Origin of the sequence: Candidatus Scalindua japonica (assembly GCF_002443295.1) — a bacterium.
In the GTDB taxonomy this organism is placed as follows: domain Bacteria; phylum Planctomycetota; class Brocadiia; order Brocadiales; family Scalinduaceae; genus Scalindua; species Scalindua japonica.
Genome location: NZ_BAOS01000019.1, coordinates 1 through 13,285, shown reverse-complemented (window position 1 = coordinate 13,285; position 13,285 = coordinate 1). Strand labels below are relative to the sequence as shown.

Here is a 13,285-nt window from a genome sequence, read left to right as displayed (position 1 = left end):
TAGATAAGAAAACTAGACAATGGGGAGGGGTTTGTGGATTCGCAAAAAAGTGTAACTCCAGTCGCCCTACGGGCTCCTTCCGTTACACTTTTTTGTGTTGTACTGATAGTGTGTAATGCATCTAAAAAATAGCATAAAATGGTCTTGACAAACCCGGCCACCTCAACCTTTGGTCGTGGTCAGAGAACAAAGGCTTTGCCAAATAAAAAGACTCATTGTTACAATCTGAGTTGAGTTGTCCCCACAACATCAACAAAGGAGTAACAAATGAGTCGATTTCGTAGATTATCGCATGCGTTATGGCATTGTCAATATCATATTCTTTGGACACCGAAGTATCGTTTAAGGATTCTGACAGGTCAAGTTGCAAATGAAGTAAACAGGTGTATAAGGGCTTTTTCAGAGCAAAAAGGTTGTGAAGTTATAGAGCTAAGTATTCAGATTGATCATGTTCACTTGATTGTTATGGTACCTCCCAAGATTTCGATATCTGATTTTGTTGGCATAGTTAAAGGTAGAACAGCAATTCGAGTACTGAATAAATTTAAGAATTTGAAGCAGAAACCCTATTGGGGTAATCATTTCTGGTCAAGAGGTTACTGTGTTGACACAGTAGGTTTAGATGCGGAAAAGATTCTCAAATATGTGAAGTATCAAGAAAAGAAAGAGAGTCAGGGAGAAGCACAACAGAAATTTAAATTTTAACTTTATCATGGGGGCAACTCAACCTTGCTTCCTTTGGGAGGAAGGCATTTTTATCCCCTTATAGGGGTTACTCCAAAGCCACCTGCTATGCAGGTGGATTCTTTACTTTTTTGATTAAAGAAGCCATATCATTTTCCTTTTGTCTATATATTGTAGTAGGGTAATACGCATAATAGAGATGGCAGTGTTGTTTGTCAATAAAAAAAGGAATATTGCTTGACTATATAATGCATATAAGGGGTTTTCTCAGAAGGTGCTTCAAGGAGACAAGTGTATTTCAGTAGGGTAATACTTGTGCTGAATGTGGTAATGTATTGCGATGCAACAAGTTACGAACAATTATTGCTAAACTTCGGACATAACTTGTAAACTGGGGCTAGACAAAAATATTAACTTTTTTAGATGGACTTATCACCGACTTTGGGGGCTTTTGCTCCGGAAGGAGCCCGTAGGGCGACTGGAGGGGCAAAAACCCCAAAGTACACCTCGGCTGGGGTTTGGTACCCCAGTGATTCGTGTAACCTTTCATAATTATAAAATTTAAAATAGCGGCCAAGATAATACACTGCCTCAGTCACAGTATCGTAATCCCTTAAGTAAACTTCTTCCACTTTGACGGTACGCCATAAACGTTCTACAAAAATAATATCAAGATACCGGCCACGGCCATCCATACTAACTTGAATACCTCTTTCCAATAATACGCTGGTGAAATTGTTGCATGTAAATTGACTACCTTGGTCTGTGTTGAAGACACTCGGAGTTCCTTCCGATAGAGCACATTGTAATGCCTCAACACAGAAGGATGGTTCCAAGGTAACTGAGACCTTCCAGCTCAATACATAGCGACTATACCAATCAATAACAGGGGTCAAATAAACCCAGCCATGATGCATTCGAATGTATTTTTAATGTTGATATTATCACATAAAAATTAGGAACGATTTTTCTCCAAAAAAAAGAGGTTGACCCGCTTTTACCTTTTTCGATTTATAATACCTTGCATTGTCACAAATTGTATAAATAGCGCCCGAAGACGGATGTTTTGATTCAATCTTTTTGAGCAGAGATATCGTGGACTGAGCGTTTATAGAATGATCATAACCAACTATGGCACTTAATTCATCAATATTAAAAGCACCATTGATATTGAGTCTTTGGCGTCCTGTGTTGCTCTTAAGTTCTTTGACTTTTCCTCTTTTGATCCAGCCGAACACAGCAACGCTGTTATGTTGCGGATGACTATAATGGACTGGGATTTTCGGACCACTAGCTAAGATGCATTTTTGATGTTAAAATATCAAAAAGGAGGTTCGAAAATGAGAAAGGGTTTTAATGCGGAATTTAAGGCGAAGGTGGCATTGGAAGCAATTAAGGAAGAAAAGACTATAGCGGAGTTGTCATCGAAATACGAAGTACATAGGACACAAATAACGGATTGGCGTAAACGAGCTTTAGGTGGAGTGAAAGAAACCTTCAAGGGAAAACGGGAGAAGGATAACAAAGAAAATGAGAGGTTGGTTGATGAGTTGTATAGACAGATCGGTCAACTGAAGGTAGAAAACGAATGGCTTAAAAAAAAAGCTGCGTTGTTTGAAGGTTGAAGAGAAAAGACGGCTAATAGAATTTGGGAGTGGTAAGTTAAGTATTCGCAGGCAGTGCGAACTTTTGGATCTTCATAGATCAAATTATTATTACGAGCCGGTAAAGATATCAGAAGACAACCTACGGATAATGCGCCGTATAGATGAGATATTTACAGAATGTCCTTTTTATGGAAGCCGAAAGATCCATGAGGGATTAAGACGTGAAGGCTTTGAAATAGGCAGAGAGAGGGTTCTTGCATACATGCGTCAAATGGGATTACGGGCAATCTATCCCAGGGTAAAAACAAGCAGGAAACACCCGGAACATAAGATATATCCCTATTTACTGGGTGATAGGGAGATTGATTCTCCGGAACAAGTGTGGGGTACTGATATCACGTATATTCGGCTTAGACAGGGGTTTTTATATCTTGTCGCCATTATTGACTGGTTCAGTCGTTACGTTTTGTCCTGGCGTTTAAGTAACTCTCTTGATGTAAGTTTTTGTGTGGAAGCATTGCAGGATGCCTTAGAGAGAGGTTGTCCGAAGGTGTTTAATAGTGATCAGGGATCACAGTTTACGAGTAATGAGTTTACTGGTATCCTCATAAGTAGTGGGATAGAGATCAGTATGGATGGACGAGGTCGAGTGTTTGACAATATTTTTACCGAGAGGCTTTGGAGGAGTGTGAAGTATGAGGAGGTGTATATAAAAAACTACCAGGTATATAAAGATGCCCGCGAGGGTTTAAGCCGTTATTTTTTGTTTTATAACAACCGTAGATATCATCAATCGTTAGGATACAAGACTCCGATTGAAGTACATTATGGAGGATATAAAAAAAAATAATACCATAAAAAATTATTTCTAGATAAGAAAACGAGACAATGGGGAGGGGTTTGTGGATTTGCAAAAAAGTGTAACTCCAGTCGCCCTACGGGCTCCTTCCGTTACACTTTTTTGTGTTGTACTGATAGTGTGTAATGCATCTAAAAAATAGCATAAAATGGTCTTGACAAACCCGGCCACCTCAGACTTCCATCCATAAAGTAAACAGGGTCATTGGCTCTTTTGGTGTTCTTTAATTCTTTGTAAGATTCAATAAATTCTTCCTGAGCTTTTGCATCTGGTTTTCTTGGTACCAACTTTGGCTTTTTGTATGCGTAGTCCAATCTGTGAAGCAAATCTTTCATTCCACTAAGGCTATATTCTACTTTGAAATTCTTGGTAACATAAAGTACAATGTCTTGAGTTCTTAAGTAGGTATTTTCATTGAGGTGACTATCTAAGTGCTCTATTTCTGGTTTGAGTAACTTGCCACTATATCCTTTATAGTTATCATCCAATAGCGCATTTAGTTCGCCTGTTTTATAACGATTTAAATAATTCCTAATTATTTTTCTTGACTGGTATATAACATAAAATCTTATTAGTTTTTTTTAAGTAGTCTAGATGCTTTCATTTCCATTAATGTAATTTTATGGTTAGACCTTAGGAGTTGATACAGAATTTATAATCATAACTTCTAACTGTATATTGCATTCTGGGATGCTTGAAAATCTGCAAAAAAACAGAACGGTTTAAAAATGAAATAAACTGTTACTTATAGTATTGGACTACAAGTATCATCACGTTTGCGTTCACTAGAAGTGGTGTAATATAGTGTATGGTAAATTAAGAGAGCAAATAGGCATGTTATTATACAGATTAAGTGAGTACAAAGGTGTAGATGTGATAGAGCACTTAGACTACATTCACGTGTGTTTATCAACCCACATAAATATTGTGACATATACGGAGGATTAAAATATGACGAATATTGTGCGTAGAGCTTTTCATGTAATTTTAAAAAGAATTGGTGGTGGGAAGGCAAGGAAGTATGTATGGGATCAGGAATATAGTAATGGAAACTGGGACTTTCTTGAGACAGATGAAAAAACAGCTAGCGGAGATATAATATATACTTTCCTCAATAAGTATTCAAAGAATGGAGATATTTTAGATTTAGGTTGCGGTAGTGGTGATACAGCATTGCATCTTCATACTGACATATACAAACGTTACACAGGCGTTGATGTGTCTGAGATCGCAGTTCAAAAAGCTATTCAAAGATGTAGTATAAGGGATATCCAAAAACATTCAATATGTGAATTCATAACTTCTGATATATTAAGCTATGTTCCCACAATGGAATATGGTGTGATTTTGTTTAGAGAATCGTTAAATTATATAAATAGAAGCAAAATTAAGGGAACTTTGGATAGATACGCTAATTATTTACAAAAAAATGGTGTCTTTATTGTGAGAATGTATGATAGGTGTAAAGAAGATTCAATTATAAAATTGATAGAAAAGAACTATACTATTGTTGAAGAGTACTTAGCAGATAATAATACTACTACTATTATACTTGTTTTTAGCCCTTTAGATATAAGAGAGAAAGGATTGTGACTCACGTAAATTATTTTTCCTGTCTAACGACAATTGTTTTTCCCGTTATCCATTAAGCCAGCCAGGGTCGGGCCGAACTAACATATTGTTATATAACGAGATGGGGAGTATTCCCATTATTTTGTAAAATATAAAAAAACATCTTGACATCCTCTTTCTTTTCAGCGATACTGCTTTTATGAATTATTCAGGAGGCAAAGGAGGAGTATTCCAAAAGTTAATCAATCTTATGCCACCCCATGATGTCTACATAGAGACACATTTGGGCGGTGGCGCAGTTATGCGGAACAAACGTCCTGCCAGAAGTAATATTGGGATAGAATTAGACCAGGATGTTGTTGAAATGTGGACGAATGTTAAACCACTAGTACAATGATTCCATAATAACATTGCAATATGGTTCTTTTTGTGGCATACTAACCTCAAGAAAGGAGGTATATATGCCATTTATCAGAAAAAGACCACTTATCATTTTGAACCGAGAAGAAAAATCTTATTTACAAGAATTAAGCCGATCACGAACAGAAACTGCCCAAAGGGTAGAACGTTCAAAAATAATATTATTGTACTCTGAGGGAGCAGTAGTCGTGGTGTCACATCTTGAATAGTGAATAACGCGTTGACATAAATAAAGTGATATGATATTGTCTCGGTATGACAAGGCAATTGCGCATTGAATATGAGGGTGCATTTTATCACGTTCTATCGCGAGGGAACGAGCGGAAAGAGATTTTCCGTGATGATAAAGACCGTAGTTTGTTTACCGAAATAATGGGGGAAATGTCTGCAAGGTTTTCCGTTGATATCTTTGCATATGTACTTATGAGCAATCACTATCATCTATTGCTCAGGATTAACAGACCAAATATATCGAAAAGCATGCAGTGGTTAGGAGTTACCTATACACGACGGTTTAACATAAGGCATAGTCGTAGCGGGCATTTATTTCAGGGGAGGTTCAAATCATTTCTCATTGAAAATGATAAATATCTTTTAGCACTTTCTTGTTAAAAAAAAAAGGGGTCAGGTCTTTAATATTGATAATTCATTAATTATATGATATACATCCTAGATGGCCAGACCATTAAGAATAGAATATGATGGCGCTTTATATCATGTAACATCCAGAGGAAATGCAAGGAAATCAATATTCGCAGGTGATGATGACCGTAAGATCACACATCCTGACTTCGGTGACTTTACAAGGAGACCAATTTGTAAACAAGCCGCATTTCTGTGCCAGGAAAAACTGTTTCTATTTCATTGAGTTGCTTGCAAAGTTTAAGTGCTATTTTGTTTGACCTCTCATTGCTTAGACTATGAAGTGATACATTTAATATCTTGTTTTCTCTGTCTGGTTCAATGTCTACTTCTGTCGAAAATATCTGCCGTAACAACACCCTTGTTGTCTTCCTCTGTGATAGTTTTGGCTCGATCATTGTTGCCATAGCTGTCTCTGCTCTATAGAGCCTCCGCATAAACTCGCACGAAAAGCGCTTGATGCAAAAATTTTTTTCAATCGTACTTCAAAATTACGTTAAAAGAAGACAGTATAAAACTGCACAGCACCAACAATGGAGATAATTTGCAAATTTGAAAACACCTCTCCTACGGTTTTTGTTTTTACTTTAAAAATCACCAATTTAATTCTGTAACAACAGATGAAAAGCAATCATCGTCTTGTCCAGGTATGCCTGAAACGCAAGATTCCCTCTCTTGCTTAAACGATCATCACCAATATCACACTTCAAGCGCTTTATCATCCGCTCAACTGAAGGACGACGTGTCATTATTGCCTTGAATCTCTTTGCCATTGGAGGATCTTCCGTGTCTATGTGTTGGGTCATGGTGTCACATCTTGAATAGTGAATAACGTGTTGACATAAATAAAGTGATATGATATTGTCTCGCTATGACAAGGCAATTGCGCATTGAATATGAGGGTGCATTTTATCACGTTCTATCGCGAGGGAACGAGCGAAAAGAGATTTTCCGGGATGATAAAGACCGTAGCTTGTTTACAGAAATACTTGGTGAAATGTCTGCAAGGTTTTCTGTTGACATCTTTGCATATGTACTCATGGGCAATCACTATCATTTATTGCTCAGGACCAACAGACCAAATATATCGAAAAGCATGCAGTGGTTAGCAGGTCATGGTGTCACATCTTGAATAGTGAACAACATATTGACATAAATAAAGTGATATGATATTGTTTTGGTATGACAAGGCAATTGCGCATTGAATATGAAGGTGCATTTTATCACGAGGAAACGAGCGAAAAGAGATTTTTCGGAAAAAAGGCCAGTTCTCGCAACTAAGCACTAGAGTATGTTGAGGGGAGTAGGTAGCTTTTTTAACTTTGATATTCATCCTAACAGTCAGAATGTAATACAAGGAAAATAGTGGTCACTTTGAAAGCAGAATACGGCAAAGACATAGTTATTTGTTCATAGGAGATTGCTGATAGTTCATGGCTTTTGAATTATAGTTAATAGATAGAGACGCAGGATTGAGTAATTGAGGTGATAGGCACTCTGTTTTACTTTATTAATATACTTCATCGTGACTACCTAAATCTATTAATAATAATAGTAACCATTAGTTAGCTAAAAAAAAATCAGGTATGGAACCATCTGTTAGAAAACTCATAAAATATGAATTAGATTAGTAAGTTCATTGAAAATTTTATTAAAGGAAGGTTCGTCAATTTCAATATGGTCGTCTTGTTTGTTCAAAGGGTGATAATGCCAACTTTCTAAGTTATCATAACCGAATACCCTTTGATTATCCTTGATTAAACTAAGATCGTATCTATTATTTTCTATGTTAGCATAAACATCAATAAAGATAGAAGAAGATATTGTGATACGAATGCTTACTTTGTCTGTTCTTTTATAAACAGTTTCTAATTCTGAATTTGGCAAATATTCCTTTTTTAACTTGTTAAGATCTTCTACAAAATCATCTATATTTGCATACATGCTTAATCTTTAATTTCTTTCAAGGTATTTAGCCACTTTTTCCTTTCCGACTCAAATCCTTCCCATTCCATAAAATCTCTCTCTACCGGATGAGAACGCTTACGTTTTATAGCTCCTTTCTCCCAAGCGGTCTTGAAGTCTTTATAATCCATCCCATATCTGGCTTCAAATCTGAATATTTGCTCTTCACATTCCTTTAGTCGCAAAAGAGCATTGGTTTCTAGGAGGTGAAAAATTTTTTCATCGATTTCCTTCCCTTCAATGATTTTTAATTTGTCATACACCTTTTCTGAAAGGTTGATTGCTTTCATGCTTTACCTCAGTTAATATTATATATCCTTGAAAATATAGAGAATTAAATTTAATGCTGTTAATAGTATCAAAATAGGTATATACAAGCAAAACATTTTCCTTCGCGAAATACATCCCAATGTGAGGAAAAGTGTCACATCTTGAATAGAGAATAACATATTGACATAAATAAAGTGATATGATATTGTCTCGGTATGACAGACAATTGCGCATTGAATATGAAGGTGCATTTTATCACGTTCTATCGCGAGGGAACGAGCGAAAAGAGATTTTCCCGGGATGATAAATACCTCAGATTGTATACAGAGATACTTGGTGATATGTCTGCAAGGTTGATCTGTTGACATCTTTGCATATGTACTCATGGGCAGATCGATATCATCTAGTGCTCAGGACCATCAGACCAAATATATCGATTAGCATGCAGTGGTTAGGAGTCAGATATACACGACGGTTGAACATAAGGATTTGTTGTAGTGGGCATTTATGTCAGGGGCGGTTCAGATCGTTTCTCATTGAAAATGATAAATATCTTGTATTACTATCGTGTTATATTCATCGGAATCTAGTAAGGGCAGCGGTTGTAAGATGATTGGTAGCTTGCCAGTGGAGTAGAAATAAAATATCTGTCTATGGAAAACCATTTCAAGAATGGTTAATGACAGTTGTTTTTCTTTCTCAAATCCCTGGAAAAGATAAAAACCGGGGGTATAAGGAAATAGTTCAAAATTTTTTCAAAGAGGAGAAGGGGATATGGGAGGATGTTGGGCATGGTTTGCTTTTTGGGAGCAAAGAGTATCAGATCATATTAAGTCTAAATACATTTCAAAAATGAAGCCGGATTCAGGAATTCATCACAAACCGCAATAACCAAGAGAGGAAGATTTGAACACAACAATAAGAAAGGCTGCTTCAGTTTTAGAATGCGATATCAGTAGTCTCATTAATCCGAAGAGGATAAGCGGCTTAGATAAAGATAAACGTGACATACTGATATTATTATTATGGAATACAGGTTTATACAGGAATTATGAAATTGCAAAAAATATTTAATATTAGTTATTCTTCCGTCAGCAAACAAGTAAGCAATATAAAATTGAATTTAAGGAAAGACTCACAAATAAAAAAAATATTCGAAAAGGCTAATTCACAATTCAAGATGTGACGTCATGTTTTCTGTTTTTGATACCATGTTTTACAAAGAAATAAAGAGTGAGTGTTTAATATGGGGTCTGCTGATGACTTAGCTGTTAAATAATGGTATACTAAAGCACTTTGTAATTCCTTGGACTAATTGTTATTTTTTATTGTCTTGTTCCTTACCCTTTCCTTTATACTAAAGTTGTCCTTATGTTTGTCAGCCTATTTCAGGACAAGACACAATGCACAAAGTAAAATTATAATAATGTTGACTTCTGAATTAATAAAAAAAATTACTCAACAACTAGTTGCTGAGTTTCATCCTGAGAAGATTATCCTTTTTGGTTCTCATGCATGGGGGCAACCTGATGAAAACAGTGATATTGATATAATGGTGATTGTACGCGATAGTGATATTTCTCCAACAAAGAGATCTGTGCTTGCACATCGATGTCTAAGAGGACTAAATATTCCAAAGGATATTATTGTTAAAACACATGCAGAGATTGAAAAGTATCGTAACGTTCATGCATCTCTTGAATGCGAGGTTCTTGAACAAGGTAAGGTGCTTTATGGATGAGGGCAAAAAGGAACTTGTGCGCAACTGGCTAATAAAAGCGCAGCATGATAATGCTTCAGCAAAAAAACTTTCAGAAGGTGATAACCCCTACCTGGATACAGCAATCTATCACTGTCAGCAGGCTGCAGAGAAAGCTATTAAAGGCTTTCTCGTTTTTCACGATCAACGGTTTGAAAAGACACATGATTTGCAAGTGCTGATAAATTTGGCAACTTCAGCAGATCCTTCGGTTTCGGCACTACTGGATAATGGAGAACTTTTGACTCCTTACGCAACTTTATATCGCTATCCCGGAGAAATATTGGAGCCGGAAATAGACGAATTCAATGAGGCAATTAAGGCCTCTGAATCGATCTACACATCTGTCATTAAAAAATTACCAGAAGAAGTACATCCTTGATGATTTTGTCTAATTAGTTAATAGATAAGGTGTCACATCTTTGATTTTTGATATTCTCCCTGACAGTCAGAATGTAAAACAACATTGAAAGCAAAGGGCGGGGCTTCAATTGACAGGTAAGTATAATTGTCTGGTATTTACGATTGAAAAAGTTCTCACGCAAAGGATGTGATGTAACAAATAAGGGACAGACACTTTTTTATTGAAGATTGTCATATTATAAAAATTCGATGTGGTTTTGCATATCATTGTAATCAAGAATTTGATGGAGAAGGGTTAAACAACGTATTATCTCGCCAATGGGTGTCTGTTGCTGTGCATAAACAATACCGCAGTGTTCTGTACCTTTAGCATGAAGACGAAGGAAGTCTACGTCTTGAGTAAAAATTACCCTTCCTTCTTTTTTTGCTAATGCGATATGGTCAGTATCTGTTGCACCTAACATCCCGGCTTCTTTTATTGTTAACACATCAATGCCTCGGGACCTTAATCCTTTTACAACGGAACTGTGAACATGTTCATCGAAAAAAGGGGTCAGGTCTTTAATATTGATAATTCATTAATTATATGATATACATCCTATATGGCCAGACCATTAAGAATAGAATATGATGGCGCTTTATATCATGTAACATCCAGAGGAAATGCAAGGAAATCAATATTCGCAGGTGATGATGACCGTAAGATATTTCTTGATACATTGGCGAAAGTTAATGAGAAATATAATTTTCTTTGCCATGCATATTGTCTTATGAATAATCATTACCATCTACTTATAGAAACTCCAGATGGTAATCTATCAGAAGGGATGAGACAATTAAACGGTATTTATACACAAAGATATAACAGGCGAAACAAAAAGACTGGTCATGTATTTCAGGGAAGATATAAAGCCATATTAATACAAAAGGAAAACCATCTTCTTGAAGTTTGTCGATATATTGTTTTGAATCCTGTAAGGGCAAGAGCAGTAACGTCACCTAAAGAATGGAAATGGAGTAGTTATAAAGCCACAGCTGGTTTTGAGAAACCGTACAACTGCCTTACAACAGACTGTATCTTAGAACAATTTGGAGATAAAAAGAGGGATGCTGAAAAAGAGTATAGAGGTTTTGTGAGATCTGAAAGGAACTGGAGTCACATCTTGAATTGTGAATAACGCGTTGATATAAATAAAGTGATATGATATTGTCTCGGTATGACAAGGCAATTGCGCATTGAATATGAGGGTGCATTTTATCACGTTCTATCGCGAGGGAACGAGCGAAAAGAGATTTTCCGGGATGATAAAGACCGTAGCTTGTTTACAGAAATACTTGGTGAAATGTCTGCAAGGTTTTCTGTTGACATCTTTGCATATGTACTCATGGGCAATCACTATCATTTATTGCTCAGGACCAACAGACCAAATATATCGAAAAGCATGCAGTGGTTAGGAGTTGCCTATACACGACGGTTTAACATAAGGCATTTTACAAATAGGGACAGCGACAATACTGTTCGGCACGATTTTTGAGTACGCCTTTCCATCAGAATTGTTCACGCCCATCATCCTCAATTGTGCTCCTTCAGAACTTCTTTAACATTACTCTCCCACCCAGACTGCAGGCAGGTATTCAAAAATTCTTTTCTGCTTTTTTCTACTTGAACTGCTTCGTTGAAAAGTTATTTGAAATATTTTTAATATCATAAATCGTGAAATTCCATAACTTATGACATATTAATAGTTTATGCATTTTATATACTTGATTTCTCTCCCCTCTCATGTTAGTAATTACCATTATGAATAGGGGAAACACTGATAATATAGACAAAGAACTCAACCGTGTTAATACCATACAAAGACTCCCTGTCCTACGATCCTTCAAACTTCTCCTGAGCAGACTTCACTCTCATGCGGATTGCCACAATAGACAACTACATTACGATCAATATGTCAGCCTGCTATTACTCTATTTCTTCAATCCAACTTTCACGGGACTACGATCTATCCAACATGCAAGTGAATTAGATAATGTACAAAAAAAGCTTGGTATCAAACGCACCAGCCTTGGCAGCATGTCAGAAGCCAGTCATGTATTTGATCCACAACTCCTGAGACCAATCATCAACGATCTTGTACGTGATGTCAGTCCCCTGAAACTTGACGATCGTTTAGATAAACTCAATATGGATCTTGTTGCTTTTGATGGCAGCTTACTAAAAGCACTCCCAAAAATGCTATGGGCACTATGGCTTGACGAAGACCATCGGGCCGTAAAAATGCATTTAGAATTTAGTATCCATAAAGGTACTCCTCTTCAAGTTCAAGTTACCAACGCTAATGAGAGTGAGATAGCTAAACTTGAGTCAGTTTTAGCACCAGGCAAACTTTATTGCTTAGATGCTGCTTATGCAAAATATAAATTTCTGGAAAAGATTATCCGAAAATCAAGTTCCTTTGTTGTCCGACTTAGAGATAACGCATCATATGGGTGGGAACTGGTGTCACATCTTGAATTGTGAATAACGCGTTGATATAAATAAAGTGATATGATATTGTCTCGGTATGACAAGGCAATTGCGCATTGAATATGAGGGTGCATTTTATCACGTTCTATCGTGAGGGAACGAGCGAAAAGAGATTTTCCGGGATGATAAAGACCGTAGCTTGTTTACAGAAATACTTGGTGAAATGTCTGCAAGGTTTTCTGTTGACATCTTTGCATATGTACTCATGGGCAATCACTATCATTTATTGCTCAGGACCAACAGACCAAATATATCGAAAAGCAGGTCATGGTGTCACATCTTGAATAGTGAACAACATATTGACATAAATAAAGTGATATGATATTGTTTTGGTATGACAAGGCAATTGCGCATTGAATATGAAGGTGCATTTTATCACGAGGAAACGAGCGAAAAGAGATTTTTCGGAAAAAAGGCCAGTTCTCGCAACTAAGCACTAGAGTATGTTGAGGGGAGTAGGTAGCTTTTTTAACTTTGATATTCATCCTAACAGTCAGAATGTAATACAAGGAAAATAGTGGTCACTTTGAAAGCAGAATACGGCAAAGACATAGTTATTTGTTCATAGGAGATTGCTGATAGTTCATGGCTTTTGAATTATAGTTAATAGATGG

Annotated in this window: 20 protein-coding genes and 2 pseudogenes; 14 read left to right on the top strand and 8 right to left on the bottom strand. The window is 36.5% G+C overall.

What is annotated here, in order from left to right; all coding sequences use genetic code 11:
• Positions 1–267: 267 nt before the first annotated feature.
• Positions 268–705 carry an IS200/IS605 family transposase gene (gene tnpA, locus SCALIN_RS11395; RefSeq protein WP_096894619.1) on the top strand — a complete coding sequence of 146 codons (438 nt, stop codon included), beginning with the start codon at positions 268–270 and terminating at the stop codon, positions 703–705.
• A 398-nt stretch (positions 706–1,103) separates the two neighbouring features.
• Here the strand turns inward: tnpA and SCALIN_RS11390 are convergent.
• A pseudogene (locus SCALIN_RS11390) lies at positions 1,104–1,610 on the bottom strand (transposase); the annotation flags it as partial.
• Positions 1,611–1,628: 18 nt separating this feature from the next.
• A complete protein-coding gene (locus SCALIN_RS11385) occupies positions 1,629–1,964 on the bottom strand; it encodes a transposase (protein ID WP_261341026.1) in 336 nt (111 codons plus the stop codon).
• A gap of 60 nt (positions 1,965–2,024) precedes the next feature.
• On the opposite strand from SCALIN_RS11385, the gene SCALIN_RS11380 reads away from it, so the two are divergent.
• Positions 2,025–3,141, top strand: a protein-coding gene (locus tag SCALIN_RS11380) for an IS3 family transposase (RefSeq protein WP_096894616.1) whose coding sequence is annotated in 2 segments (ribosomal slippage) — positions 2,025–2,276 and positions 2,278–3,141 — 1,116 coding nt in all. Because the reading frame shifts where the segments join, the coding sequence is not laid out codon by codon here.
• A gap of 140 nt (positions 3,142–3,281) precedes the next feature.
• Here SCALIN_RS11380 and SCALIN_RS11375 read toward each other — a convergent pair.
• Complete coding sequence (locus SCALIN_RS11375; protein ID WP_162532273.1) at positions 3,282–3,638, bottom strand: helix-turn-helix domain-containing protein; 357 nt, start codon at positions 3,636–3,638, stop codon at positions 3,282–3,284.
• 463 nt (positions 3,639–4,101) lie between these two features.
• Between SCALIN_RS11375 and SCALIN_RS11370 the strand changes: the two genes are divergently transcribed.
• The 4 genes from SCALIN_RS11370 to SCALIN_RS22745 all read left to right on the top strand — a co-directional run bounded on the left by SCALIN_RS11370 (position 4,102) and on the right by SCALIN_RS22745 (position 6,010).
• Positions 4,102–4,743: a class I SAM-dependent methyltransferase gene (locus SCALIN_RS11370; protein ID WP_096894614.1), complete on the top strand. Its 642-nt coding sequence runs from the start codon at positions 4,102–4,104 to the stop codon at positions 4,741–4,743.
• 178 nt (positions 4,744–4,921) lie between these two features.
• Positions 4,922–5,119, top strand: coding sequence for a DNA adenine methylase (locus tag SCALIN_RS11365; RefSeq protein WP_203415453.1), 198 nt, complete (start codon positions 4,922–4,924; stop codon positions 5,117–5,119).
• A 278-nt stretch (positions 5,120–5,397) separates the two neighbouring features.
• Complete coding sequence (locus SCALIN_RS11360; protein ID WP_096894613.1) at positions 5,398–5,754, top strand: transposase; 357 nt, start codon at positions 5,398–5,400, stop codon at positions 5,752–5,754.
• A 61-nt stretch (positions 5,755–5,815) separates the two neighbouring features.
• Positions 5,816–6,010, top strand: a complete 195-nt coding sequence (locus SCALIN_RS22745) for a hypothetical protein (protein ID WP_096894612.1) — start codon at positions 5,816–5,818, stop codon at positions 6,008–6,010.
• Here SCALIN_RS22745 and SCALIN_RS23980 read toward each other — a convergent pair.
• Positions 5,943–6,182 carry a putative transposase gene (locus tag SCALIN_RS23980; protein WP_420885431.1) on the bottom strand — a complete coding sequence of 80 codons (240 nt, stop codon included), beginning with the start codon at positions 6,180–6,182 and terminating at the stop codon, positions 5,943–5,945. The genes SCALIN_RS22745 and SCALIN_RS23980 overlap by 68 nt on opposite strands.
• Before the next feature lie 204 nt (positions 6,183–6,386).
• Positions 6,387–6,590, bottom strand: a complete 204-nt coding sequence (locus SCALIN_RS11350; RefSeq protein ID WP_096894611.1) for a hypothetical protein — start codon at positions 6,588–6,590, stop codon at positions 6,387–6,389.
• Between the two features lie 65 nt (positions 6,591–6,655).
• Here SCALIN_RS11350 and SCALIN_RS11345 point away from each other — a divergent pair, with 65 nt between their 5' ends.
• A complete protein-coding gene (locus SCALIN_RS11345) occupies positions 6,656–6,916 on the top strand; it encodes a transposase (RefSeq protein WP_096894610.1) in 261 nt (86 codons plus the stop codon).
• Between the two features lie 476 nt (positions 6,917–7,392).
• Here SCALIN_RS11345 and SCALIN_RS11340 read toward each other — a convergent pair whose 3' ends face one another.
• Together SCALIN_RS11340 and SCALIN_RS11335 are read right to left on the bottom strand one after the other, a co-directional pair.
• Complete coding sequence (locus tag SCALIN_RS11340) at positions 7,393–7,728, bottom strand: hypothetical protein (protein WP_096894609.1); 336 nt, start codon at positions 7,726–7,728, stop codon at positions 7,393–7,395.
• Between the two features lie 2 nt (positions 7,729–7,730).
• Positions 7,731–8,039, bottom strand: coding sequence for a hypothetical protein (locus SCALIN_RS11335; protein WP_096894608.1), 309 nt, complete (start codon positions 8,037–8,039; stop codon positions 7,731–7,733).
• A 659-nt stretch (positions 8,040–8,698) separates the two neighbouring features.
• Between SCALIN_RS11335 and SCALIN_RS22185 the strand changes: the two genes are divergently transcribed.
• The 3 genes from SCALIN_RS22185 (at position 8,699) to SCALIN_RS11320 (ending at position 10,160) form a co-directional block, all read left to right on the top strand.
• On the top strand, positions 8,699–8,875 hold the full coding sequence (locus tag SCALIN_RS22185; protein WP_162532272.1) for a hypothetical protein: 177 nt from the start codon (positions 8,699–8,701) through the stop codon (positions 8,873–8,875).
• A 570-nt stretch (positions 8,876–9,445) separates the two neighbouring features.
• Positions 9,446–9,760, top strand: a complete 315-nt coding sequence (locus tag SCALIN_RS11325) for a nucleotidyltransferase domain-containing protein (RefSeq protein ID WP_096894595.1) — start codon at positions 9,446–9,448, stop codon at positions 9,758–9,760.
• The gene (locus SCALIN_RS11320; protein WP_162532271.1) at positions 9,753–10,160 is read left to right on the top strand and encodes a HEPN domain-containing protein; all 408 of its coding nucleotides are present in this window, start codon (positions 9,753–9,755) and stop codon (positions 10,158–10,160) included. The genes SCALIN_RS11325 and SCALIN_RS11320 overlap by 8 nt, the downstream gene beginning before the upstream one ends.
• Before the next feature lie 217 nt (positions 10,161–10,377).
• Here the strand turns inward: SCALIN_RS11320 and SCALIN_RS11315 are convergent, their stop codons facing one another.
• Positions 10,378–10,698 carry a DUF5615 family PIN-like protein gene (locus tag SCALIN_RS11315; protein ID WP_261341025.1) on the bottom strand — a complete coding sequence of 107 codons (321 nt, stop codon included), beginning with the start codon at positions 10,696–10,698 and terminating at the stop codon, positions 10,378–10,380.
• A gap of 45 nt (positions 10,699–10,743) precedes the next feature.
• On the opposite strand from SCALIN_RS11315, the gene SCALIN_RS11310 reads away from it, so the two are divergent.
• The 4 genes and pseudogenes from SCALIN_RS11310 to SCALIN_RS23975 all read left to right on the top strand — a co-directional run.
• A complete protein-coding gene (locus SCALIN_RS11310) occupies positions 10,744–11,319 on the top strand; it encodes an REP-associated tyrosine transposase (protein ID WP_096894604.1) in 576 nt (191 codons plus the stop codon).
• A gap of 39 nt (positions 11,320–11,358) precedes the next feature.
• Positions 11,359–11,676, top strand: a complete 318-nt coding sequence (locus SCALIN_RS11305) for a transposase (RefSeq protein ID WP_096894603.1) — start codon at positions 11,359–11,361, stop codon at positions 11,674–11,676.
• A gap of 266 nt (positions 11,677–11,942) precedes the next feature.
• Entirely contained in the window at positions 11,943–12,665 is a 723-nt protein-coding gene (locus tag SCALIN_RS11300; protein WP_162532270.1) for a transposase, read from the top strand.
• 115 nt (positions 12,666–12,780) lie between these two features.
• A pseudogene (locus SCALIN_RS23975) lies at positions 12,781–12,993 on the top strand (transposase); the annotation flags it as partial.
• Positions 12,994–13,285: the final 292 nt, after the last annotated feature.